The sequence below is a fragment of the Sodalinema gerasimenkoae IPPAS B-353 genome (assembly GCF_009846485.1).
GTDB lineage: Bacteria > Cyanobacteriota > Cyanobacteriia > Cyanobacteriales > Geitlerinemataceae > Sodalinema > Sodalinema gerasimenkoae.
Map to the genome: position 1 here is coordinate 1,497,541 of NZ_ML776472.1, position 25,232 is coordinate 1,522,772.

A 25,232-nucleotide genomic window follows, 5' to 3' on the forward strand; every position below is an offset into this window, starting at 1 on the left:
GAGGAAATTCCAGGGTTTCCATTAATTCCGCTTCCGAAGAAGCGGTGAGCGGTAATTACTTACTATGCAGAGCCACGCAACCCCTCCGGGTTTCCATTAATTCCGCTTCCGAAGAAGCGGTGAGATTTCTAGCCGAGCTTGAAAATCAAGTTTTGGCTTAGAGGTTTCCATTAATTCCGCTTCCGAAGAAGCGGTGAGATGAAGCTGAGAGCTGGTTGTCAGTCGAAATTCAAGTTTCCATTAATTCCGCTTCCGAAGAAGCGGTGAGTTGAAAAATATCAGTCTCGGTGTCTCTGTCGGTCTCTCTGTCGGGTTTCCATTAATTCCGCTTCCGAAGAAGCGGTGAGAGTTGTAGCTCAGGCCCACGAGACTCGATGGGCAGTTTGTTTCCATTAATTCCGCTTCCGAAGAAGCGGTGAGCATTCGTGTCTATCGTGTAGAACGTCGATTCTTGGGAGGTTTCCATTAATTCCGCTTCCGAAGAAGCGGTGAGCTTAGCTGCAGGCCTTACGAACCTCCAAGGCCTAGACGCCTTGTTTCCATTAATTCCGCTTCCGAAGAAGCGGTGAGCTGTAATTAGTCCCAGCTTTTGGAAGCACATGCCAGGGGTTTCCATTAATTCCGCTTCCGAAGAAGCGGTGAGTTGTCGGGTGCTCGTACTTCCATCATCGGAAGCGCTCGTTTCCATTAATTCCGCTTCCGAAGAAGCGGTGAGCTCGTCGCACAAAAAGACCCTGAGCCTATTCAGGTACTCGTTTCCATTAATTCCGCTTCCGAAGAAGCGGTGAGGGGAGAACCAGATTGCGAGGAAGACGATGAGAGCGTTTCCATTAATTCCGCTTCCGAAGAAGCGGTGAGCGAGTCCGCACCGTTCGTAGCTCCCCAGCCCTCAAGTTTCCATTAATTCCGCTTCCGAAGAAGCGGTGAGACTTTGGAGTTCCGCCTACCCAAGGCGACCGAGGAGAGAGTTTCCATTAATTCCGCTTCCGAAGAAGCGGTGAGACCTTTTCTCAGGCACTGGATGCCTCGGATTCCTTAAACGAAGTTTCCATTAATTCCGCTTCCGAAGAAGCGGTGAGCTTGCTCTATAACATATTAGGAAGTAGATTCTTGTTTCCATTAATTCCGCTTCCGAAGAAGCGGTGAGCCTCGTAAATGGCATCCTCTTCGGATCAAGCGCAATGTTTCCATTAATTCCGCTTCCGAAGAAGCGGTGAGGAGGAGTATCAGTACTCCGTTGTGGTAGGTCCAGAATTGTTTCCATTAATTCCGCTTCCGAAGAAGCGGTGAGACTGCGAACAAGAAGAATGTTATACCCTCTTCTTGCAAGTTTCCATTAATTCCGCTTCCGAAGAAGCGGTGAGGGCAGGCTCATAGAACCCGCTCCACGCCCCGATTGTAACCCCATCGATCCGGGGGGGTCAAGAAAGACCCCACGCAATTGAGAATGAGGTGCAATAGCCAACTGTCTGACCCCCCGTAACCCCAGATGTTGCAAGACATATGTGGCACTCCACGACAGAATAGGGGTTTCAGCCATCGCCTGACCCCCACGGACGGTTATCGATTGAGGATAAAAAATAAGCTTAGCTAATGTCACGGCTAAAGCCATCCCTTCTGTCAATACCACCCCCCTCAATTTTAACCCTCAAACTTTCCAAACAAACGGACAGTAGACTGATCGCTCCCCCACCAAACAAGCCACATAATCCCACACCTGAACCTCGATCGCCCGCACATACAAAATCGGCTCACCCACTTGGGGATGAGTCACGGAGGTTTGTAACCGCTGTTGCCAAGCGCTCAAAAAACGCTTCAACCCCGCCGGACGGAGATACACCGCACCGCGTACGTCAGCGGGGAAAAAGTCGTCGGGTTGCACTCCCCCTCGATTCAGCAAAGACACCACCACCGAATCCACCAAGGGGGCGCGAAATTCCTCCACCAAATCGGAGACTAAACTGGCATAGCGGGAACTGGGAACATGGAGATTGCCGAAGTGGGGATGTAGGCCCACGGCGCGAACGAGGGAAAAGACGGTTTGATAAAGGAGTGTGTAGCCTAGACTCAGAAGTGCATTCACAGGGTCCGTGGGGGGACGGCGGCGGCGGACTGAGAAGGCGAAGGGTGGCTGAATGCAACGTCCTAAGCCCTGAAAATAGATGCGAGTTCCCTGGCCTTCGCAACCTAGCAAACCTTCGAGGCTAGGGGATTCCAAAGCCCGATCGCGCCAGTCCTTCAATTGCGCGATACAAACGCGAATCTCAGCATCACGACGAGACCGGTTCAACCGTTGCAGTAAAACACGGCAATTGTGAAGTTTTCCCGAGACAATTTGCCGCGCTTGAGTGAGGACGAACTGACGATCGCGCGATCGCTCTACCTGGGCCACCAGGCGTTCAATATCCGGGAGGCCCTCGGCAGACAAACGCCCACAATAGCGCCCGGACTGGGTGAGAAACATCACTGGAATCTGCTGTTGCAAGACCCGATTGACCACAGCATGGGAGAGGGTACAGCGACCAAACACGACAATGTGGCTCAAGCGTTGTAGGGGAAGCGAGGTGAGGAGGTTGTCTCCTTGCCAAACTTGCAACTGCTGCTGTTTGAGGCTGAGATAGGTTCCTTGTTCAGCGACGTAAAGTGGAATCGTCATAGTGAACGGCGACGGAATCGCCGGGAGTGACAGATAGTTCCTAGCTTCGACTGGCTGATTTGAGTTGTGATTTGAGTTTTTGGGAATAACTCGTCACAGGTTGACTAGGGCGGGCTGTGGTACAACATTGACAACAGCTAATCTTGCTAATCAACTTGCTAATCAACCTGCCAAGGGTATGTCCAAGCGATCGCTCAGCATCTCCGCCACAGGACGACGGGCGGCCATGGCTCGACTCCAAGGTCGCAATCTCAGTCAGCGCGCCTTTGCCAAGGAACTCAACATCGCCTACTCAACGGTTAATCATTTTTTTAACGGAATTCCGGTCGATCGCCGTATTTTTGGGGAAATCTGCGAAGCCTTGGGCCTGGAGTGGGAAGACATCGCGCAAATGCCCGATGAGGTGGATCTGTCAGATATTTTCAACGATGAACAGACCCAGACCGATTCACCCCATCATCTCCTAGAGACTGTCCAACGCAACTCCAATCGAGCCAGAGCGGCGTTACATCCCTATCTGTTGCAACCGATTCGACGGGATGCCCTGGAACAGCGCTGCATGGAAGAGATTAGGCGGGGTTTGCGTCAAGGCAAACGGCGTATTATTCCGATTTTGGGGGCAGCGGGATATGGTAAAAGTACCCTGCTGGGAATGCTGTACGATCGCCTCCTCGACAAGGCCCAGCCCCAGGAGTGGGTGGCGTTGGCGCGATGTGATGACCTGATTGAGACGGCGGAAACCTTTGAGGAGGAGTTTGGCCAACGATTGAGCGATCGCCGCCAGGCGCTGACGGAGGTAGTGGAACGGTTGAAGGGGCCAGGGATCCTCCTCCTGGACACTTTGGATCTGATTCTCTCGCCAGAGTTGGTTCCCGTATTTCGCCAAGGGTTGACGCGCTGGCTCGAACGAGGGGTGACGGTCGTGTTTACCTGCCGCGATCGCGATTATCGAGATTTCTTTGAACCCTATCACGAGAGCTTTGCGGGGATTCGTGATGCGGTTTGTGGGGGCTGTACAGTTCCTGAGTTTACCGAGTCAGAGGTGCGGCTGGCGGTGAATTCGTTTTTGGCGACTCAAGAGGGTTACGAGACTGAGCAACAGCGAGAGGCCTTTGCTGATAACCTGTTGGCCCTGTCGGCTGATCGCGCCTCCCTGCGGGAAATCGTCAGCAATCCTTTGATGTTGGCCTTGTCCTGCGATTTGTTTGCGGACTTGGGGCGAGTTCCTGAAGATTTAACAGTCAGTCAACTCTACGATACCTATTGGAATTGGCGCATTGCCCGCTCGCGCCACCACGAACCCCAACTCGGTCGCCTCAAAGTCAAGCTCTGTTTGACATTGGCGGGACAGCTATATGGCCAGTCCCGCGATCGCCTACGGGATTTTCTCTATGATACAGACCTGGACTTGGAGGACATGGCCAGCAATGCCTATCGCGCCCTTCGTAGTGATGGGGTTCTCAAGGATATCGGCAACGGACGCATTGCCTTTTTCCACCAAACCTTTTTGGAATATGCGATCGCTCGCTGGCTGACCCAGACGGCAGAGGGGGAGCGAAAAATGCAAGGGGCGATCGCGCGTATGGCGTCACAGGAGCGGCTTCCTTACTATCTCTGGACGATTTTTCGCCAATTGCTAGTTCTAGTCTCTTTTGGCGAGTTTCAGCGCCTCAGTACCCTGCTGCCTCGGGCAGAACTCCTGTCATTTCGGGCTTTGGCCCTGGCGGCGATCGCCCGTCGGGAACCAGAAACCAGCAGCATCCTGGCTGGTTTAGCGGATTGGGCTAAAACCCAGGATGGAACCTATCGCGAAACCTTGTTAGTGGTGGCCAACTCTGCCCCGGTGGAGCGGGCTGAGGTCGCCTGGCGCTTGGTGTTGAGCGTGTTGGAAAATGTGGAAACGGCGTTTGCCAACAAAGCGGTAGAACTCTGTAGTTTTTGGTGGTTGAGGCTAGGAGACGACCAAGGGGAACAGCTCGATCGCCTCTTTTGGGCGATTCAAACCCAGTTTCAGGACAATGAAAATGCCCGCTTGAACCTCTTTGGACAGTTCCTCAGTGCCTTCGAGGCGGGAGTACGCCAGCAGGGATATGGCCGCCTCGACGATGACAGTTTGGCGGTGTTGCGGCGCTGGTATGTTGAACTCGGGTCCAGTGGGCGCAGTCGGGTCTGGGAATTGTACGCTCTCCCGGATACTCCTGATGCGGCCCGGGTGGCGTTTGTGGTGATGGCGACGGCGCAACCGCCAAGTAACTCCTTTGAGGAACGAGAGGCGGCGGTGAACCTGTTGACCCTGACCTTTCCGGCCCTGTTGCACCAGGGAGATACGCCCTTTGGTAGGTGTTGGCGGGAAGTGTTGGCTGCTGCGATTCCTGAACGTTGGATGGAGTCGGTGGCGGGGGCGCTGGGGAAGGCGTCTGTGGCCGATGGGGCGCGGTTGCGGGAATTGCTGGCGTTGGTGTTGGCGGAACGGGGTAATCCCCGACGGGCCATTTTGGCCTTGGAGTATGCCATTGAGTTCGGCGGGGGGGAAGCGGTGGCGGCGGCGATGCGTCAGTGGACGGTGGCGGATATCCAGGAGAGTCGCTTGTCGAGTGTGGCGGGACTGTTGGCGCAACTGACCGGTTGTCATGCGGGAGTGAAGTTGCTGATGTTGGTGTGGATTGCGCCACGCTTGGGCGATCGCCCCTTTGAGTTGATTCCGGCCTGCGATCGCCTGGTTGGGGAGACGACGAGTTTGGGCGATCGCTGGGGACAGCTCTTGATGGGAGTGCTGCCGACGTTACCGGAGAAGTTGCTAAGGCGCGTGTTGAAGAAGCTGGAGATTGTACCCGAGGCGGTGAGGCCCTGGTTGGGGCAGTTGGAGTTGAAAGAGGCGCGTCTGTTGCGGGTGAAGGGCGATCGCGCCTTGGCGGAGAAGGGACCCGAAGCTGAGGATGAGGGGGCGTTGCCGCGTCTGTTAGCCGCCTGTGAAGACCCATCCCGAGAGGTGGCACTGACGGCATCCTGGGCGGTGTTGGCGGTGGCAGAACGGCGAGGAATGGCTCTGTTGTCCCTGGCGTTAGGATTGGCGTCGCCTCTGGTGGGGGTGCGGCAGAATCTCCTAGCAGCGGCGGTTGAGGGGCTGAGGGCGGGCTATGGCACTCAGGGGGAGGTGTTGGAGTTGGTTCGCTGTGTGCGGGATGAGGAGCGGCCGGAAGTCTATCAGGTGCTGTTTCAGTTGCTCGAAACGCTGGTTTATCGATCGCAGCAGCAGGGTGAGCGGGTGGAGTTGGCGGTGGCTGAGGTGGTTTGGGAGAGAGTCGATCGCCTGGTGGAGACACCGGCTTTGCTGAATCCGGTAGCCGGTGCGGCGTTTTTGGCTCTCAATCGTTTGGCGATGCAGGAACACTCCTCCTGGGTGTTGCCGTTACAGGTGCGGACGCGGCGTTTGTTTGAGGTGGTGGATATTAAGCGGAAAGTGGATCGCACGGTGATGACGGGATTGTTGGTGCAGTTGGGAAAATACGACCCGGATTTTTTGAGACGGTTAGTGCTTGAGGACTGTTTGAACAAAATAGCGACGCATTCCCCCACCTCGCCGAACGGCAGGTGGGGGTCAAGGAGCCGCCGAGCTAACAAGCCTTGGGGTATCATACCGTTATGGCACGAATCACATCAATCATCCGTACAGACCTATGGAATCTTAACCCGACAGCCAGCCAGCAAGTGCTGCTGAGCCAGACGGTTGAGATCTATCGTCGCGTCTGTCGGCATTTGATGGGGATTCTCTTAACCCATTGGCCATCTCTAGGGGGGTTATCCAGTCAAAAACGGGTTCTAGCCGTCGAAAAACTCATTCACCAAACCGCCAAGAACCCTAACCCCAAATACCGGCAATTTGACCAAACCTTTTACAAGTTCCCTAGCTACTACCGACGGGCCGCCATTGTCTTTGCTGCTGGCCAAGTCAGTAGCTACATGACCCGATATCGGGAATGGCAATCGGGAACTCGTCAACGTCGGGATGCTAAACCTCCAATCCTCAATCCCAACAGTGGCTGTTATCCGACCCTGTACAAAGGTCAATGCTATAAGCTGCATGGCTACAGCCACATCGAAATTAAGGTCTTTAACGGAACCGATTGGGTCTGGACGACCGTTGGGATAAGCAGCCTACGAGAACGGCATACCGTAGATAGCAACAAGCTACGGTCACCCGCCCTCATTGTTAATGAGCAGAAACGGGCCTGTCATCTCTCAGTTCCGTTTGAGTGTCATCCACCTCAACGGGAGGGAGAATGTAGAGTCGTCAGTGTTGACCTGGGTATCAATACCACCGCTACCGTGGCAGTCGTGAATTTTGACGGCACTGTAACCTATCGGGAGTTTATTCACCCGGGGAGAGACATAGACTGTCGGGATAAACGACTGAAATCAGTATCTAAACGAGCGAGTCAGACCATGGGACATGGTGGAAGCCTCCAGAAAGGGTTCTGCTCTCATACCTACCGCAAATGCCGTAATATCAACCGCCAAATTGGGCAGATTGTCTCCAAGCGTATTGTGCAGATTGCCCAACAGTTCAATGCCGATGCCATTATCTTTGAGAACCTGAAAGGGTGGAAAGCTAAGGGAGGACGCAAACGCTCTAACCTGCGCCAACGCTTTCATGGATGGCTCAAGGGGATGATTCGGGACTTGACGGAGATGAAGTGGCAAGAGATAGGCGGTCAGGTCATTGATGTCGTGGCTGCCTATACTTCAAAGCTGGCTTATGACGGCAGTGGCGTCGTGCGGCGCGACTCCAAAAACTATGCTCTGGCTAAATTTTCCTCGGGCAAGCGATACAATGCAGACCTTAATGGGGCGCTTAATATTGCTGCCCGAGGTATTCTTCAGCTCACTCGCCGAAAGGACAGTGAGGAACGTTCGAGCCAACGTTCTCGGCGTTCGCCTAGAAGCTGGGCTTGTTTGTGTGACCTGTGGACTCATACCGTCTCAGGTTAGCACCGACACCCCCACCTCGCCCAAGGCAGGTGGGGTGAGCTTCATTTCTGAGTCGCCGCTTGCTGTTGCAAATCAGGTGGCGTTGGTAGTGGCGGTTGCGAAGGAACGCGGGGTGTCGTCGGAGTTATTGGATGCGTTGCTGGATTTTTCGGAAACGCCCGATCTGGTGAAGGCACGTATCCTCCGGGAGCGGGGTTTGTAAGGGGTTAGCTTGGGTTAAGACACTGCGGAAAGCTTTAGGATTTTTGAGGCTATTCAAATAGGAAACGCCCGATTTGGTTTTACCAAATCGGGCGTTTCCATTCATTCCGTTTCCGAAGAAACGGGGAGCGAAGGAGGAGAGTGGGTAAACCCTAACTTCACCCGTTTCCATTCATTCCGTTTCCGAAGAAACGGGGAGCGAAGGAGGAGAGTGGGTAAACCCTAACTTCACCCGTTTCCATTCATTCCGTTTCCGAAGAAACGGGGAGCGAAGGAGGAGAGTGGGTAAACCCTAACTTCACCCGTTTCCATTCATTCCGTTTCCGAAGAAACGGGGAGCGAAGGAGGAGAGTGGGTAAACCCTAACTTCACCCGTTTCCATTCATTCCGTTTCCGAAGAAACGGGGAGCGAAGGAGGAGAGTGGGTAAACCCTAACTTCACCCGTTTCCATTCATTCCGTTTCCGAAGAAACGGGGAGCGAAGGAGGAGAGTGGGTAAACCCTAACTTCACCCGTTTCCATTCATTCCGTTTCCGAAGAAACGGGGAGCGAAGGAGGAGAGTGGGTAAACCCTAACTTCACCCGTTTCCATTCATTCCGTTTCCGAAGAAACGGGGAGCTCAAGTGACTAATAAAAATCACCCGCGTTACTACAAGTGTTTCCATTCATTCCGTTTCCGAAGAAACGGGGAGACAGGGCTCCGGCTGGTATGTAATTATAGATGAGTTTAGTTTCCATTCATTCCGTTTCCGAAGAAACGGGGAGACGGTTTCCGTTGGGATGTTAAAACTTGGTTAGAGTGTTTCCATTCATTCCGTTTCCGAAGAAACGGGGAGCATGTCCCGCAACCGCTCTGTGCTGGTGACTGCTAGTGTTTCCATTCATTCCGTTTCCGAAGAAACGGGGAGAGCTCAACGTTTGTGCTTTACCGAACAAGGCAACGGAGTTTCCATTCATTCCGTTTCCGAAGAAACGGGGAGTTAACCCTTCTCAAGCTGTAGCGAACAATTGTGAAGTTTCCATTCATTCCGTTTCCGAAGAAACGGGGAGATTTAAGTCGAATCGAAACATGCTTGGGTAACGAAAGCATTGTTTCCATTCATTCCGTTTCCGAAGAAACGGGGAGGAAAATAGCATAGAGGTGGACCACGACAATACCACTGAAGTTTCCATTCATTCCGTTTCCGAAGAAACGGGGAGCGTGCCTCGGAAGCTTCTTTAATATCTCTCTTACTGTTTCCATTCATTCCGTTTCCGAAGAAACGGGGAGCATTAAGAAGTAGAGGAAGTAGATTCTTTTTCTTTTCGTTTCCATTCATTCCGTTTCCGAAGAAACGGGGAGTTGCCATCATTCGTGGCATTCCCAGCCCCTCTTTGCCCAGTTTCCATTCATTCCGTTTCCGAAGAAACGGGGAGTAATAATCAACGAGAAGGAGGGGACCTACGACATCAGGTTTCCATTCATTCCGTTTCCGAAGAAACGGGGAGATTCGGCTCCCACCGAGTGCAGCTCACAAGGGTGAATGTTTCCATTCATTCCGTTTCCGAAGAAACGGGGAGTGTGCGAGACTCACAGGATCAAGATGTGACTTGCGAGTTTCCATTCATTCCGTTTCCGAAGAAACGGGGAGAAGCGAAAGCACACCCCAAGCATTAGATCTAGCAGAGTTTCCATTCATTCCGTTTCCGAAGAAACGGGGAGGGTCGTATACACAACCGAGAGGGGTTCGATTCCCCAAATCTCGTTTCCATTCATTCCGTTTCCGAAGAAACGGGGAGTTTAGGAACCGTTCTTAAAGCTTCTCAAAAAGTTTTGTTTCCATTCATTCCGTTTCCGAAGAAACGGGGAGAACTCACCTTAAATGGTGAGGTGGTTTATCAAGATACTGTTTCCATTCATTCCGTTTCCGAAGAAACGGGGAGCTTATAATTCCCAATGTCAAAACCCCACGGAACCTTGTTTCCATTCATTCCGTTTCCGAAGAAACGGGGAGGAGCAGTTGGAGCAGTGGGCAGTTTGGGTCAACGTGTTTCCATTCATTCCGTTTCCGAAGAAACGGGGAGGGCAGGCTCATAGAACCCGCTCCACGCTCACATTCTAACCCCATCGATCCGGGGGGGTCAAGACAGACCTCGCACAATTGAGAAGTAGACCCAATAACTGGCCATCTCACCCCCCGTAAACCCAGATATAGCAAGAAATATGTGGCACTCCACGAGATAATAGGGGTTTCAGCCATCGCCTGACCCCCGTGGACGCTTATCATTTGACAGCAAAACATCAGTTCAAATTATACAAATAAAAAAAGTCCCCAGTTGCAAGCCGAACCGGGGACAGCAGATCGGTATCAGAACGATCGCGTGATAATGGGGTTTCCATTCATTCCGCTTCCGCAGAAGCGATGACTCACCCAAGGATGAATCTGGAAACCAGCATAGAAAGAGACTCCAACAAAAAACAGGTCATTGTGACCTAGACAACTCCGGACAAATGCGATCGCGCACCGACGGCGGTAACGTCTCGAACTCCTCCAGCAAAAAATCCAGCAACGCCAAATGCAACAAATCATTGTCCGTCGGCGGATGATGATACCGTCCCTGCTTAAACCAACGGCGAACCGTGGATTGAGAACGCTGACAAATCTCAGCCAACTCCTCCTGCGTCACCGACCACTTGAAATAGAACGCCTGGGGACTCATACGCCAACTACAATCACAGTAAGCGCGAATCAACCGACGTTCCCGGATGCCAATCTCTCTCGGTTGTTTCACCAAAGCGCCCCCCTCAAACAATAAACACGTCATCATCAATCGACCAATCCGGTTGAACCCCCAAAATGAGCGCCGTTTCCCGAGAACGACCAGAAATGGCATAAAAACGCACCTGGTCTTCTCGGGGTGCAATAATGCGGTCCAACCCCCTCAGCAGTTGTTCCTGTTGCTTGGGAGTCAACACACATTCAAACACCGACTTCTGAACCCGCAACCCATAGCGCAACAGCAACTTCGCCACCCGATTTCGTCGGGAATCCGCCACAATGTCGTAACAAATCAAATAAAGCCGTTCCATCGGTCCACCTCCCGTTTCCATCACTTAATCGGGCGCAACATGGGACGATACGCCTCCACATCTCCCGACAAACAGGCCAAATACTCCCGAACCTGAAGTTCCAGACAACGACGATAGGTAACGCGATATCCCGTCGTCAGATGGGTCATCTCCGTTTGCAGCTTGTTCTCCCAATGCTTGACGAACTTCCGCAACGCATCAGGATGTAGATAGACCCCACCGCGCTCATCTGGCGGTGTGAAGTCATCCGGTTGCAGGACTGAGGAATTGATCAGATAGGCCACAAAGGAGTCCACCAGGGGCGATCGGAATTCCTCCATCAAATCGCAGACCAACCCCGGGCGATGGTCTAACGTCACGTGCAGATTGCCGAAATGGGAGTGCAAGCCAATGGCTTCAACAAAGGCATAGAGGTTGTAACTCAGCAGGGTATAGCCCAAACTCATCAGACTATTGGCCGGGTCTTGCGGCGGACGCTTACTACGTTTCGTAAACTGAAACTCCGTCTTCAACAGAGACCCGAAGCCGCGAAAATACACCGATGCGCCTTTCCCCTCATACCCCAGCAACGCTTCTACCGAATCCGCCAGGGGGAGATGGTTTCCCAGTGCCGATTAAGTTGACAATCTCACGGTTTTTAATATTGGTGGCAACAAAATCCGGCTAATCGCCGCAATTCATTATAATCGACAAAAGCTTTACATTCGGGCAGTCCTCACTCACGCAGAGTATAATCTAGGAAAATGGAAAGAGTAACAATGTTAAGCATTGATGAAACTCAAAAAATGTGGCAACCTCTGGCAAATCAGTTGGTTATCCCCCGTGATGAAGCCAGGTATCAATACCTGGTGGATTGGCTGGATAAACTCATTGATGAAGTTGGGGAGAATGAACACCATCCCCTTGCTTCATTGATGGAGATCATTGGCATTTTAATTGAAAATCATGAAACGCATCAAGTCCCCGAACTTCAAGATTGATGGGGCTTCAGGGGTCAGGGGGATAAAATCACTCTGACAAAGTTGACAAACTAGGATTGAATTTGCCATACTGAAGACAGCCAGAAAGGAGTTTCCCTCAGCGAGACGGAGTTATTTTGTCGGCTTGGCTGCCAGCGAGTTCGTATCTCGCCACCAGGCTAACGGCTCGCAAGACAATGAGGATTCCGTCATGGCTAACCCACTGCACAATGGACTAGCTTTCAAACTCGCCGTGATTGCGGCTTGTCAGGTTGCGGGGATCGTTGACCTGCCTCCAGATGTCGGTGCTGCTGTCCAGAAGCTTGGATCGGTTGTCGTCTCGGTCGCAGATGATCGCACCCTCCGTAACTGGCTCGATCAGTTATCCAATCGCAAGAAGGATGAAGAAGACGAGCAAGACAACGAGGAAGACAGCAGCTGCTCTGACGGCGGCGACTGCCAAGAAGACGAAAGGGCTGAAGAGGACGAGAACGACAATAACTGCCAAGAAGACAGTGAAGACTGCGCTGATGGCAAGGAAGACGACCCAGAAATCGAGGATTAGAAGTCCGTCAACCCAGTTTCAGCTCGAAACTGGGTTTTTAATTGTTATCGGGTTGAGTAACGTTTAGTGTAAGTTGGGTTAAGTTAGGGATTGGGGTCAATTACCATGACAGTCAAAGACAAATTACTTGAGAAAATCGAGCAGTTATCCGAACCTGAGTTAGCGAAAGTATTAGAGTTCGTCAGTGTTCACTTGGAACCGCCAACGGGTCAAAATGAGACAGATATGAACACTAGCGCAGCATGGCAAGCCTATTTAAAGTCTGAACAAGAACGAGAAGAGGTGTATCGTCGCCTTGCTAACTCCTGACTTGACTCCCCAGTTTATAGAAAAACCCCTAGTTCTGGCAATTCACAACCGCCAAATTGAGAAGTTTGGTGGTCGTCATGGCTTACGAGATGAAGGATTACTCGATTCAGCCTTAGCACAACCTAAAGCGAGTTTTTATGGAAAATTACTGCATCCCACAATTTCAGAACAGGCTGCTGCATATCTTTTCCATTTTATCATGAATCATTCATTTATTGATGGCAACAAACGAACGTCTTTGGCCGTTATGGATACGTTTCTACGACTCAACCAGTACACTTTAGAACTCACGAACGAGCAATCCTACGAGCTAGTCATGTTGATCGCTGAAGGAAAATTAAGCAAATCTGGCGTTGTTGAACAACTTAAACCCTCTGTTATTGTACATCGCGATCCAGGCGATCGCTAACCCATTCCCGAATATCCGAATAGAGATAAAACGGCTCAGACACACTGGCGATGGTGTTTCCCTCCGGTAACGCGACGAGGCTGGGTTCCGGTAAGGCTGAGTTGACAACGGCGAAGGCACTGGTGATAATTTGAGTCATGCGATCGCAAATCTCATCCGGCTGACAGGCCACACCAATCGTCGCTTGGATATCCGCGTTCATCGACTGCTGACGGCATCCTAGCTGACGATCCTCTTGCAAGACTTCCATTAAGCGAGACTTAGAAATTCCCTTTGCACCATGAATAATCTGATTGCGTTTAACACACCAATAATCTAAAGCTTGCATCGATGCTATCATTTTTCCAGCCGCCTTTTCTTGAGTCACATCTCTTTGAAGTTCAATCAACGCCTGTAAGAAATTGCGTTTTGTGTGGCGACCGGGTAACTTGAATAATCCTCTGAGTGGCTTTTGCCAAGACTCATTTACTAAACAGTTTTGTTTTTTGATGTTCCCCACCAAACTAGACTTTCCCATCCCACTCTCTAGCTGATAAAACCAATGGGCAAGTTCCGGATTTTTAACGACTTCATCTGTTTTGAGATACCAATCATCAGGATGTTTAACACGATTAAAATAAAAATGTCCATTTTTGGGGTCGAGTTGTCGGACTAAATCGTGAATTATTTCCTCGTAAAACAATCCAATACGAATTAAAAACTCAGCAATGCGATCGAGTTCCCATAAAATGCAGCATTGGGTGTGAAGATTGAGCAAACGATACAGGGAATTTTGCGGATAGCTGTACTGATTCGCCAACTCAGAAATACTATCTAAACGATTGTCATGTTCCTGTTTCGCACCCCGTATATCCAAATTCATCAACGCCACCGCTGTTCCCAACGCACGAACATTCACATCCACCAATTCCCGACTAGCGTTCAACGCCTCACGATTCTCAGTTTGTGAGGTTTCTAGGGTGGCTAACGTTTCTTTCCAATCTGATAATACCACTCGCGCTCCATCAAAATCCCATCGTTGCAGCAGTTGCTTCACGGTTTGATATTTCATAGTGCGTTGATACCGCCAATAGGAAACACGGCGACAAGGAGAGGGTTCCCCCTCTAAAATGAGTCTCGCCTGAAGTTCAGGTTCCAGGTAAATTTGCGTTTCAATTTGAGAGGAAATGGTTTGAACTCGTAATGCAGTTTGCATTTGCGGCGTTCCCCCTTTGATGCTGATGAGAGTTGTGAGATGGCGATCGCACTCCCGATTCAAAAAACGGTAGTACACATCAAATAACGCATCTTGGTCAACCGCAGATACCTCTTTAGGAATAACAACTTTCTCGATTTTAGGACAATTTGTTAGGGTTTCTTCCAGCCATTTTTTGAGAATTTCAAACAAATAAATGGTATCATCTCGATGCGGTGGCGTTTGGTCAGTGACAAAGCAGTAAATACGCTCAACCTTGAAGTGTTCAACCGCTGTTTTGGCGATTCCCCAGAAACGACCCGGACGAATGCGATTGCTCCAAAGTTTTGGGTTGTTCTCGTAAGCCAAAAATAGATGGTGCGTAAGCTCTCGAAACGAAAAGCGATACCTATCATCAAAGGGAACCTCAAGTTCCGAGCAGATAGTTTCACAAATCAGTTTTTGACGCTGATTCCAATTGGTCTGACGAGTCTCACTGAGATCTCGAACTGTTTTAGTTAAATTCGGTTCATCCCGTGCAAATCCCACCGGCAAATAGTCAGAAATTGAGGGTATCTGAACTGTGAGATCAGAGGTGCCAATGTTGGCGATTAAGAGGCTGTTTTTTTGTGTTGTCATAGTTTTTACGGTAATAATTTATAGCTGAATTGCGAGAATTTATAGTTTACCAAACACGATCAAACTCACTGACTTCATCAAGAAATTGTAAAAAATCTTGTTGTATTGCCAAGTTATCTCCAGTTGCATTTAAGTCAGGAAAAATTGTTACGAACTCGATAAACCCCCGCCAGATTAACCGTCCATCTCGTTTAACATACCAAGGATACATCCGCTGCCACATTCGCCCGACTTGGTTAAGTTTACCCGTCAAATGCGTTTGTTTAATGCTGCGATGGGAGAGAGAATCCTGCTCTTGGTGAAACCAATCCAACGCAGTGCTAATAGCATCCTCCATATCATCATCAAATCGCGCCCAAACCTGAATCCGGTCAGGATGCCAAGCCTCGCGCCAATTTGCACCACGAACATCGAGCCGTTGTCCCTCATCTTGCATGACCCAATCTTGCATTGACTGATACAGCCCCCGTACAAAGTAGCGGCGAATATCGTCGAGATTACGGAAGGGTTGATACAAACCCAGTTCCCGTCCTAAAAACTCCCAGTGACAGCCAATATCTCGTCGGTAATCTTTTTTCTTTGAGAAGAAGCGGCGATGGCTGGCCCGTCGCCAAGACTTACCAAACCCTCCTAGCATCATCGAAAACTTAATGAGGCGAATCACGAAGGTTCTCAACCGCTGACGACGTTCCTCATCTCGGACATTGAGGAGTAGAATGTCTAACTGACCCTCATGGAGTGTAAACCATTGAGGTCCTTCGTCAAGTTGGCGGCGATCGCACCGAAACGCAACCCCCAACTCGCCCATCACAGAGCCGTCACGCCCCGCAAACCCACCCCAAAGGCGTTTTGTGATGGTTTGAGCGATTTCCGCCGTCGTAACGCCACCCAGCAGCCGCAACGTGTGACCTCGTAACGCCGCCTTAAACAAATTAGGGCGAAATTCACCATCACCATTGACTCGCCGCGATATCAGTCCCTCTCCCCGTAGGCGGATGCTGAGTAACCGGGGGACTGTCGAGTCCATCACATGACCATATCCCGCACTGACGCGAGAGCCAATCCCATACCCCAAGGCTGTTTCCCAAACCTGCCAAATTTCGGCCCACTCCGTCTCAGAGAGCGGTTGATTACTCGAAATCCCGAATCGTAACGTCGGCTGAAACAGCGACATCATAAAAAAGGCACTGTGGGCCGCCTGTTCCTCCACCTGCCAATTTTGCTGGGGGTGAACCAAATCGACAAGGTCGCTTTTATCTTTCCAATGATTAACAGGATAGGCCCCATGAAAGCGGAGAATCCCCGGTTGAGTCTGTCGTGTTCCATCAACCACCACCTCACCACCGCAATACTGGAGAATGCGCTGGGGAAACACCGACTTACAGGCGCGCCGAAAGGCCCCTTTCATACTCGAACCGGGATAAAACGGGCAACCCGTACCACTAATTACCGGGCGAATAATGCTATCATCCTGGCCACTATTGGTGACAAAGCGCCAGCTAATTTCATACTCCTTGGTTTTGACCCCTTCCGGGAACTCAGGAGCGTCTTGTAATGCGCCCCGCAACCACTCTTTCACCCAAATATAGGCTTGATTATGGGCGGCATCGTCTCCTTTTAGGTCGGGATTAATGCGTTGAACTTGACAGCGTCCTTCAATTTGGGCGCGAAAGGCTAGGGGAACTCGGTCAGCATCCATAATCGGTTTTAAATGGTAATCTGCTAGGCAATAAGAAGACAGGCAAATGTGGCTTGTTTAGGAGAAAAAATGGAAGAATTAGGATTTGTAGCGTTGCGTCCACCAAATGGCACAATCGCAAAGTTGGGTTAGGATAGCTAGGGCAATTTTGCGATGGTTCTGGTCGAACTCCCAGAGATTCGTGGCATCATTAGGTAGGGCAATTCCCGCATCTTGAAGAATGGTCGCTAAGGTGTGCCACATTGCTCGCCAATACGCCGCTTTGTCGCCATCCAAGCGATGCTGTTCCCCCCAAAATCGTTCCAGTCCAAACGCAACAGTACTACGCATTTTATGCACTTGATTGAGAACCTCATTATCCAACTCTTTCCGTTGAAATACCAAATCGTGAGCATAGCGGTCAAGGGAATAGGTTTCCCAGCCAACCTCCGGGGAATGATTCGTCGTGGACGTCGCCTGAGACTTTTTATTCTTGTTCTTTTTATCTTTCGGTTTAGCCATGATTTTAAGACCTGTCGATTCAAACGGTAACAGCATTAAGTTTGGGGCAATTGACGATGAAGCCTGACCCAACAGTGACCGAAGCCAATCGACTCCAACCCCCCAAAATACATCTCATCTTCATTGATAGTGTTGTCCCCAAACGGCGGCCAGTCTCGTAACTCCTCCTCCCGCCGTAACGCCACCGGAAAGACCATGATTGTGCTTTCAGGTAACGCTTCCGTATTAAAAAATTGCCCCCCCTCCACTTTTTTCTCCTCATCGCAGAGTTTAACCCGACTCTGACGATAAAGCGCCATATCGTGAATCATCCCGATTTCATCGTCCGCCACGATGACTGCCGAACGCTCCTGTCCATCAGGAAACCAAGCCTGCAAATTCTCTTTCCCAGCCAGTTTGAGAAAACCAAAGTTGAAAAACAGCTTGTACTGACCATCAATCTGTAGCGCGTTGAGGCTGTCAGAGGCGGTGTAAAGGTCTGGTAATTCCGCACTTATTCCCGTAATGCGTTTATAGCGTTGCAACAGACGCGGACAACTGACCCAAACCACCGGTTGACCGGGACAAAACACCGGAAGCCAGACGATGGACGCATACTCAAACTTCACCCGAGATTCGGTGGTACTGTCGGGGACTCCCGGTTCGGCTTCATGTCCATACCAGTACTGTTCATCTTGGCTGTCCTGAAAGCGCATTTCCGCGCGAAAGCGACCGCGCAGGGAACTTCCGGGGATAATCCCAGTTTGAGTGAAAGGGTCACGAAAAATCAAATTGAGATTACCGCTTTCCTCCCCAGCGGTGGCGCCAACGTGGAGGGGAGATAGGGTTTCGATAATTCCGTAAGCTTTTTGATACATGAGTGTTATGTGAAGTCGTGTTTGAAGGGATACTGCAATAACCGTTGAAGGAACTACAAACCAGCGACATCGAGAGGGAGTCCGAGGCCACAACCGATGTGCTTGAGGCTATATCCTTCCTTGGGATACCAGGCTTCGGGACTCTCCCACCAGGTCTGGTTGAGAGGGTCATCGAAGATGTACACAGCGCCGGCTTTGACAGCGTAGCGTCCTCGTCCTAAGCGTCCCGTGTCCCGGCTTCCATCGGCTTTGGTACGTCCACCGGCGCGGAAGCGAAAGGGAACGGCTTTGGCGGTGAGTAACCATCGCGGTTTGGGACAGTCGGGATGTTGGGAGTAGCGGTGAGAGATGCGATTCGACCCCCAAACTCCTGGGGTGAGGAGAGCGAAACTGCGGCGGATGGGTTGTTGTAGCAGGGAGACCAGGGGATGGCTATCCTTGAGTTTGTGAGATTCGATTTCGACGAGATGGTTTTCGCCGCCAAAGCGATACCATCCCGCTTCCAAGGGAACGGTGGAGAGGTACAGAAGACAGGCGTTGTCGTCGAGTTGGACAGCATTTTCGAGAAATAAGCCGTCTTTCTCGCGCACACATCGTTCGTTGGCTTTCAAGCGAGGATGAAGCATCGAGAGATATTTCCAAGGCTCTTTGGCGACGGACTTTTGTTGTAATAAGGTCTGGGAATCTTGGTTCCAGGCGGATAGTTTTTGCCATTTAAATGCGGGTATCATCTCAGAATCGGCGTTCGACTGTTGCCAGCCGTTGTCGTGCAGTTCCCAGGTGTTGACCTCGGCTTTGCCAATCATCTTTGTCGAAGGGAGCGGCACGTAAAACTCTTGGGAGGCTTTAAATTCATCTAGGTTTGCCCAAAATGGTCCGGCGACAAAAAGATTTTCGCTCAACTCCTCTTGACTGGTCAATTTTTGGGATTTATTGGCACTAAAGATGAGTCCAGAAAGGGTGTAGGCATCGGGAGGAAATTTGGTTTGAGCGCGTCCAACGAGGTTTTCTGGGGAGAGAAAGCCACCGGCGCTGGCGTAGAGGAAACCCAGGGGTTGAATGGTGATGAGATAGCGAAACATAATTGAGGGATAGAGGGGGAAATCAGGTCAATTTAAGCAGGTTAATTTAATCGGGTGAATTTAACGACGGAAATGCCAACCGATGGACACCAGTTCGTCAAACCAGTTGATGAAGGCTTGCTGCACGCGATTTTGAGTCCAGTGATGGGGTGGGTTGGTTTCAAAGAGTTCTCGGAAGAGGTAATGGCCGACTGTTCCGGGTTCAAGGTGGGTGAAGGGAGCGCAGGTTGGCTTAAAATAAATGTTAGCCAGGGCGATCGCGATCGCCACATCGCCATGACCTGACGATTCATCCTCCCACTCCTCTGAATCGAAGTCATCTGAACGGGAACTGGTGGCGATCGCGTGTCGCGCTTTCAGTTGCGCCATATCGTTATAAAGATGTCCCCAGTTTTGTCCGCCACCGCGATCGCGATAGCAGTCAAGAATCGAGAGATAGTGCCAAGGACAAGTCCATTGCACGAACTGTCCGCTGTTGAAGACCACGCGCAGAGTAAGGCGATCGCGTCCGAGTTTTTTGGAGCGTCTCTCCGCTTCCCGACAATGCTGTAAAATATCCCGTTGTGGGACGCTATGACCCGCCCAAACAAAGCCAACACTCAGACCAATATCTTGACCATGGTCTTGCCATTTTGCCGGAAGTTGTTGCAGCCAATTCCAGGAATTGACCTTTAAGGTTTGGGTCGCCTCATGTAAAGCGTCCCCGGTCAAATCAGTCGTTCTATCGTACACGACCCCGAGGAAATCATCCCCACCAGCATAAATGACACGACCGAGCGATTTAGGAAAATCTTGCTCGAATTGTTTCCCCCATTGACGCATCGCCTCGCTAAATTCCTTCAAAGCGCGATCGGCATTTTCACCATCTCCCAATTGCTTGAGATGGTCGCCGACTTTATCGCCATCCCCCATAAACCAACCCGTCCAGCGTCCGGGGGTTTGGGTTTCGGGGTTGGGAAGCCGGATGACATCGGAGAAGTTCCTCTCCAGTCTGGGGAGGTCATCTCCGATTTTTGCAGCAATTTGAGGATGGGTGACTAGACGTTTCACCAGTTCTGGAATGCTGACCCGTTCTGAGGTATCGAGGAATTTACCATCTGGAGTTTCGTCACGTTGTTTTCCTTCCAGAACGGCTGAAAGTTGCTGGTAGAAGCGATCGATGTTTTCTTTGTCCTCTCCATAGCGTAAAAACTTCGGATTGCGGGTACTTGAACCGAGTTCGTTCCAGGCGATCGCATCAGTTCCCGATAAACTCGAACTTTCACCAATCCAATTGACTGCACTCCAATCTCGCCCCAGTTTCCGCCGTTCCAGGTCGTACATGGCTTCAGGGATGCTATCTCCCCAGCCACAGAAAATTTCCCAACTGTGGTGTCGCCAAAGTGTCCATTCGCGATCCCAGTGATAGCCATAATCGGTCAGTTTTTCCTCAACCCAGCCTTGACATTCCCTCAGCAGATGACTCCAACCATCGAACAACGCTTGACGAATGATGTCTTCGGGTAATGTACCTTTGATTAAGATACGGTTCGGGAGTCCCTTAGTATTGTTGGGGTCGCCGGGACAAACCACTGAAATCGACTCGCTGTGTGTTTCCGCTGCGTTGGTAATTTGTCGGCTGAGGTAGGAGAGGATTAAGGACGCACCGTAGAGGTCACGCAGTTTGCGGGATTTTTCGATGAATCCCTGAACGGGAGCAAATGTGGTAGCCGTATATCCAGACATGAAGCAAATAGAAGGGTGCGGTTGGGGGAAACTATTGTCATCGCCGGAAAATCATGTGACTCCCCATAACGGCTTCAGGTCAGTGGCTGCAGACGTCATAGACAAATGACAAGCATAGACAAATGACAAGAGTGCGGGTCTGATGATGATGCTGTCCATAGATCTATCGGAAAAATTGTCCATGTTTTACGGGATATCGCCTAAATCGTCACAAATATTTACATCAATCACCAGGATTTAAACGATGATGTCTTGACTGAACGACCGTTCTGATAAGAAATAAAAATAAATCTAAACTGTTCCTTTATTTCCCTAGAAATACCCTAGAGTTTCTGTTAGATCTAGAGGTGGACAGAGTGGCAGGTGAGACAAGTGAGTCACTCTCTCGTCTAGCACAGAACTCTTATAAGAGGAAGGAAAGACGCATGGTCATCGCTAAACCGACACAAGCTCAATTGACCAACTCAACCCAAGACGCCGCCGGGAGTCGCGATCTAACTCCAGCCTGGGAAGACACAAGCTCAATTGACCAACTCAACCCAAGACGCCGCCGGGAGTCGCGATCTAACTCCAGCCTGGGAAGGGTTTAAATCAGGAACCTGGACGAAAGAAGTCAATGTCCGGGATTTCATCCAGAAAAACTACAGCCTCTATGAAGGGGATGCCGAGTTTCTCAGTGGCGCCACTGAACGCACTCAGTCCCTCTGGCGCACCGTGCAAGACCTCATGGCCCAGGAACGGGAGAAGGGCATTTTAGATGCAGAAACCAAGATTCCCTCGGGAATTACCGCCTATGGACCCGGCTATATTGACCAAAGTTTGGAACAAATTGTCGGTTTGCAAGCCGACAAACCCCTGAAACGGGCAATTATGCCCTATGGTGGCATTCGGGTCGTGAAAAAATCCCTCGAAGCCTATGGCTACGAACTCGACCCCAAGACCGAAGAAATCTTCACCAAATACCGCAAAAGCCACAACGACGGGGTCTTTGATGCCTATACCCCAGAAATCCGCCGCGCTCGCCATTCGGGACTGATTACCGGTTTACCCGATTCCTATGGTCGAGGTCGGATTATTGGCGACTATCGCCGGGTGGCCTTGTATGGAATCGATCGCCTGCTGTTGGACAAACAAGAACAGCAAAGTTCCCTAGAACTCGATGCGATGGACGAGGACACCATCCGGCGGCGGGAAGAAGTCTCTGAGGAGATGCGATCGCTGCAAGAACTCAAAGACATGGCCGCCGCCTATGGCTGCGACATCAGCCGACCCGCTGCAACGGCCCAGGAAGCCGTCCAATGGACTTATTTCGGCTATCTCGCGGCGGTGAAAGAACAAAACGGCGCGGCCATGTCCCTCGGTCGGGTTTCCACCTTCCTCGATATCTATTTCGAGCGGGATCTGCAAAATGGTCGCCTCACCGAAGAACAGGCCCAGGAAATCATCGACCATTTTGTCATGAAACTGCGGATGGTGCGTTTTCTGCGCGCTCCCGCCTACAACCAACTCTTCTCAGGAGATCCCACCTGGGTCACCGAATGTATTGGCGGTGTCGGTGAGAATGGTCGTCCTCTGGTGACCAAAAACAGCTTCCGCTTCCTCAACACCCTCTACACCCTCGGTCCTGCACCCGAACCCAACCTGACCATTCTCTGGTCTAAACGCTTACCGGACAACTTCAAACGCTACTGCGCCCAAGTGTCCATTGATACCTGTTCGACCCAGTATGAGAACGATGACCTAATGCGCCTCGACTATGGCGACGATTATGGCATTGCCTGCTGTGTCAGCGCCATGAAGATTGGTAAGCAAATGCAGTTCTTTGGCGCTCGGGCCAATTTGGCGAAGGCACTTCTCTACGCCATCAACGGCGGGAAAGACGAGATGAGTGGCGAGCAGGTTGGACCCGATTGGGTTCCGGTTCAGGGAGACTACCTGGACTATGACGACGTAGCCGCCAAGTTCGATCGCTGTCTGGAGTGGTTGTCGCGCCTGTACGTCAACACCCTCAACATTATCCACTTCATGCACGACAAATACGCCTATGAACGGGTGGAATTGGCGCTGCATGACCAAGATGTCTATCGCACCATGGCCTGTGGAATGGCGGGGTTATCAGTGGTGGCGGATGCCCTCTGCGCCATTAAATATGCGCGGGTGAAAGTGATTCGCGATGAACGCGGTTTGGTGGTCGACTATGACATCGAGGGAGATTATCCCAAGTTCGGCAACAATGACGACCGGGCCGATGAGATGGCCGCCGCTGTGGTGAAGCAGTTTATGAACAAGATTCGCCAACACAAAACCTATCGCGGTTCCGTTCCCACCCAGTCGATTCTCACTATTACCTCCAACGTGGTCTATGGCAAGAAGACCGGCAACACCCCCGATGGTCGTAAAGCCGGCGAACCCTTTGCACCCGGTGCGAACCCCATGCACGGACGGGATACCAACGGGGCGATCGCAGCCTTAGCCTCGGTAGCGAAACTCCCCTATGAGCATTCTCAGGACGGGATTTCCTACACCTTCTCCATTGTGCCGCAGGCCCTTGGGAAACAGGAGGGCGATCGTATCAGCAACCTGGTCGGACTCTTAGATGGCTACTTCAACGATGAAGGTCATCACATCAACGTCAACGTGCTAAACCGAGACACCCTTCTCGAAGCCATGGACCATCCCGAGAAGTACCCACAACTGACGATTCGCGTCTCCGGTTACGCCGTCAACTTCATCAAGCTGACTCGCGAACAACAGTTAGACGTGGTCAATCGCACCTTCCACAGTCACATCTAGCACCCCCTAGACACCAAACCCAGGCCCACCCCAAAATTCCCCTCCTAGGAGGGGTGCCCGCAGGGCGGGGTGGGTCCGAGGATGGGGTAGCCCCGACATAATTCCCCCCCCGATTCCTTATTCCCCGCAGAGGGCGACCACAAGGGTACGCCCCTAACTTGTTTTTGTTCCCTTTCCCCCCATGCCGATCTCCCAATCCTCCATCTCAGGCCGCATCCACTCCTTTGAGAGTTGTGGAACCGTCGATGGCCCAGGAATCCGTTTTGTGGTCTTTACCCAAGGCTGTCCCTTACGCTGTCTTTACTGTCATAATCCCGACTGTCAGGAGTTAGGCAGCGGTCGCGAAGTGACGGTGACAGAGATTCTCAAGGAAGTGGTCAAATATCGGTCTTATATGGAGTTTTCTCAGGGTGGCGTGACGGTGACGGGGGGAGAACCCTTAATGCAGCCGGAGTTTGTCGGCGAAATCTTCCGTCAATGTCAAGCCTTGGGTATCCATACGGCCTTAGATACCTCGGGATATGTTCCGCTGGAGATGGCCAAGCCAGTTTTAGAGAACACCGATTTAGTCCTATTAGATATCAAGTCCTATCAACCGGAGACCTATCGAGCGGTGACCTGTGTTTCCGTTGAACCGACGTTAAGATTTGCTCGTTATTTGGAAGAGATTAATAAACCGACTTGGATTCGTTTTGTTTTGGTTCCTGAGTTAACGAATCAGGTGGAGAATATGGAAGGACTGGCTCAGTTTTTGTCGGGGTTTAGGAATGTGGAGCGGTTGGAGATTTTGCCATTTCATAAGATGGGGGAATATAAGTGGGAGGCTCTTGGCTATGATTATCAGTTAAAGGAGACGCCGGAACCGACTGATGAGCAGGTTCAGGTGGCCAAGGATATTTTTTCCAGGTATGATTTGCCGGTTGTGGCGTGAGGATGATTGAGGAATACGTATTAGTTGCCATTGACTCGATACCAGAGGGCCAGTCCACCGCCTCGTCCTCGGGCTGCGATCGCCGTCGGGCTAATATAGAAGTAGTTAAAAAAGGCTTGTCGGGCGATCGCCGTCTCATCAAAAACTGCCTCTCGTTGCGCCCCTCCTCGCACGAAACCATCAAAAAGGCGGATTCCATAGATTTTCGCCTGCAAGCGGGTAAAATCGAACGCTAGAAGGCGGTTGGCCCGTTTTGCGTCTGGGGTACTCCCCCCCTTTTGCCAAGCGACTGGGCCCGTCACTGTCAAGGTTAACCCGAACACCTTTACCTGATTCTCCACTCGTCCCCCCTCCCCAGAACTCGGCGGAGTGGAACTCTCCTCATCCCGAGGTTGATACCGAATGCGGATTCCCAGAAATCGCGGCAGATAGCGACCCGCCCCCAGCAGGCCCCCCGCCTTTTTACGAGAGCGTTGGGTTCCCGTAATCCAACCCAGTTGCCATTCCCCCATCAACGCCTCAAAGTCCGGTGCGATGGCGTTTTTCTTGGTCTGCTTTTCGGCGTTTAACAGGGCATCCCGCAAGGCTTCCGAGGGAGGTCGCTTGACCCCACCATCTCGCAACGATAAGGCCGCTGTTTCAATAATCTCGGAGTAATCGGTCATCAGGTTA

At 51.3% G+C, this 25,232-nt stretch carries 20 protein-coding genes, 1 pseudogene and 2 CRISPR repeat arrays (1 of these 23 running past the window's edge); of the genes and pseudogenes, 10 read left to right on the top strand and 11 right to left on the bottom strand.

What is annotated here, in order from left to right:
* A CRISPR array of direct repeats spans positions 1–1,364; the repeat unit is 35 nt; unit sequence GTTTCCATTAATTCCGCTTCCGAAGAAGCGGTGAG; it begins 505 nt to the left of the window's first position.
* A gap of 284 nt (positions 1,365–1,648) precedes the next feature.
* Positions 1,649–2,656 carry a CRISPR-associated endonuclease Cas1 gene (gene cas1, locus L855_RS06670; RefSeq protein ID WP_159785823.1) on the bottom strand — a complete coding sequence of 336 codons (1,008 nt, stop codon included), beginning with the start codon at positions 2,654–2,656 and terminating at the stop codon, positions 1,649–1,651.
* Positions 2,657–2,834: 178 nt separating this feature from the next.
* Between cas1 (L855_RS06670) and L855_RS06675 the strand changes: the two genes are divergently transcribed.
* From L855_RS06675 to L855_RS21105, 3 genes are read left to right on the top strand one after another with little or no spacing between them, the layout of a single operon-like run.
* Positions 2,835–6,374, top strand: coding sequence for a helix-turn-helix domain-containing protein (locus L855_RS06675; protein WP_159785826.1), 3,540 nt, complete (start codon positions 2,835–2,837; stop codon positions 6,372–6,374).
* A complete protein-coding gene (locus tag L855_RS06680) occupies positions 6,299–7,645 on the top strand; it encodes an IS200/IS605 family accessory protein TnpB-related protein (RefSeq protein ID WP_192925005.1) in 1,347 nt (448 codons plus the stop codon). Before L855_RS06675 ends, L855_RS06680 begins: the two co-directional genes overlap by 76 nt.
* Before the next feature lie 34 nt (positions 7,646–7,679).
* The gene (locus tag L855_RS21105) at positions 7,680–7,847 is read left to right on the top strand and encodes a hypothetical protein (RefSeq protein WP_192925006.1); all 168 of its coding nucleotides are present in this window, start codon (positions 7,680–7,682) and stop codon (positions 7,845–7,847) included.
* Positions 7,848–7,940: 93 nt separating this feature from the next.
* Positions 7,941–9,911: a CRISPR direct-repeat array (repeat unit 35 nt; unit sequence GTTTCCATTCATTCCGTTTCCGAAGAAACGGGGAG).
* 399 nt (positions 9,912–10,310) lie between these two features.
* On the opposite strand, the gene L855_RS06690 is transcribed toward L855_RS21105, so the two are convergent.
* Genes L855_RS06690 through cas1 (L855_RS06700) form a run of 3 tightly spaced genes read right to left on the bottom strand, consistent with a single transcriptional unit; the run spans position 10,311 to position 11,486 of the window.
* Complete coding sequence (locus L855_RS06690) at positions 10,311–10,655, bottom strand: helix-turn-helix domain-containing protein (RefSeq protein WP_246198751.1); 345 nt, start codon at positions 10,653–10,655, stop codon at positions 10,311–10,313.
* A complete protein-coding gene (cas2, locus tag L855_RS06695) occupies positions 10,633–10,917 on the bottom strand; it encodes a CRISPR-associated endonuclease Cas2 (protein ID WP_087711859.1) in 285 nt (94 codons plus the stop codon). Before cas2 ends, L855_RS06690 begins: the two co-directional genes overlap by 23 nt.
* A gap of 20 nt (positions 10,918–10,937) precedes the next feature.
* Complete coding sequence (gene cas1 / locus L855_RS06700) at positions 10,938–11,486, bottom strand: CRISPR-associated endonuclease Cas1 (protein WP_246198752.1); 549 nt, start codon at positions 11,484–11,486, stop codon at positions 10,938–10,940.
* A 67-nt stretch (positions 11,487–11,553) separates the two neighbouring features.
* On the opposite strand from cas1 (L855_RS06700), the pseudogene L855_RS06705 reads away from it, so the two are divergent.
* The 5 genes and pseudogenes from L855_RS06705 to L855_RS06725 all read left to right on the top strand — a co-directional run.
* Positions 11,554–11,673, top strand: a pseudogene (locus tag L855_RS06705) (type II toxin-antitoxin system HigB family toxin); the annotation flags it as partial.
* A 2-nt stretch (positions 11,674–11,675) separates the two neighbouring features.
* Positions 11,676–11,897 carry a hypothetical protein gene (locus L855_RS06710; RefSeq protein ID WP_159785832.1) on the top strand — a complete coding sequence of 74 codons (222 nt, stop codon included), beginning with the start codon at positions 11,676–11,678 and terminating at the stop codon, positions 11,895–11,897.
* Between the two features lie 190 nt (positions 11,898–12,087).
* Positions 12,088–12,441 (top strand): hypothetical protein, encoded by a 354-nt coding sequence (locus L855_RS06715; RefSeq protein ID WP_159785835.1) that lies wholly within the window; start codon positions 12,088–12,090, stop codon positions 12,439–12,441.
* A 105-nt stretch (positions 12,442–12,546) separates the two neighbouring features.
* Positions 12,547–12,750: a DUF2281 domain-containing protein gene (locus L855_RS06720; RefSeq protein ID WP_159785838.1), complete on the top strand. Its 204-nt coding sequence runs from the start codon at positions 12,547–12,549 to the stop codon at positions 12,748–12,750.
* Entirely contained in the window at positions 12,737–13,159 is a 423-nt protein-coding gene (locus tag L855_RS06725; RefSeq protein ID WP_246198753.1) for a type II toxin-antitoxin system death-on-curing family toxin, read from the top strand. Before L855_RS06720 ends, L855_RS06725 begins: the two co-directional genes overlap by 14 nt.
* Here the strand turns inward: L855_RS06725 and L855_RS06730 are convergent.
* From L855_RS06730 to L855_RS06755, 6 genes are all read right to left on the bottom strand, one after another.
* On the bottom strand, positions 13,128–14,972 hold the full coding sequence (locus L855_RS06730) for a hypothetical protein (RefSeq protein WP_159785840.1): 1,845 nt from the start codon (positions 14,970–14,972) through the stop codon (positions 13,128–13,130). The two genes, L855_RS06725 and L855_RS06730, sit on opposite strands and share 32 nt — an antisense overlap.
* A gap of 46 nt (positions 14,973–15,018) precedes the next feature.
* Entirely contained in the window at positions 15,019–16,671 is a 1,653-nt protein-coding gene (locus L855_RS06735; RefSeq protein ID WP_219729884.1) for a hypothetical protein, read from the bottom strand.
* A gap of 78 nt (positions 16,672–16,749) precedes the next feature.
* Positions 16,750–17,172, bottom strand: coding sequence for a hypothetical protein (locus L855_RS06740; RefSeq protein ID WP_246198754.1), 423 nt, complete (start codon positions 17,170–17,172; stop codon positions 16,750–16,752).
* Between the two features lie 35 nt (positions 17,173–17,207).
* Positions 17,208–18,029, bottom strand: a complete 822-nt coding sequence (locus tag L855_RS06745) for an RAMP superfamily CRISPR-associated protein (protein WP_159785843.1) — start codon at positions 18,027–18,029, stop codon at positions 17,208–17,210.
* Between the two features lie 53 nt (positions 18,030–18,082).
* Entirely contained in the window at positions 18,083–19,111 is a 1,029-nt protein-coding gene (locus L855_RS06750; RefSeq protein ID WP_159785846.1) for a type III-B CRISPR module-associated Cmr3 family protein, read from the bottom strand.
* Positions 19,112–19,171: 60 nt separating this feature from the next.
* On the bottom strand, positions 19,172–20,836 hold the full coding sequence (locus L855_RS06755; RefSeq protein ID WP_159785849.1) for a Cas10/Cmr2 second palm domain-containing protein: 1,665 nt from the start codon (positions 20,834–20,836) through the stop codon (positions 19,172–19,174).
* A gap of 525 nt (positions 20,837–21,361) precedes the next feature.
* On the opposite strand from L855_RS06755, the gene pflB reads away from it, so the two are divergent.
* Together pflB and pflA are read left to right on the top strand one after the other, a co-directional pair.
* A complete protein-coding gene (pflB, locus tag L855_RS06760; protein ID WP_159785852.1) occupies positions 21,362–23,629 on the top strand; it encodes a formate C-acetyltransferase in 2,268 nt (755 codons plus the stop codon).
* 181 nt (positions 23,630–23,810) lie between these two features.
* A complete protein-coding gene (gene pflA / locus L855_RS06765) occupies positions 23,811–24,560 on the top strand; it encodes a pyruvate formate-lyase-activating protein (RefSeq protein ID WP_159785855.1) in 750 nt (249 codons plus the stop codon).
* A 20-nt stretch (positions 24,561–24,580) separates the two neighbouring features.
* On the opposite strand, the gene L855_RS06770 is transcribed toward pflA, so the two are convergent.
* Positions 24,581–25,225: a hypothetical protein gene (locus L855_RS06770; protein WP_246198755.1), complete on the bottom strand. Its 645-nt coding sequence runs from the start codon at positions 25,223–25,225 to the stop codon at positions 24,581–24,583.
* Positions 25,226–25,232 lie beyond the last annotated feature (7 nt).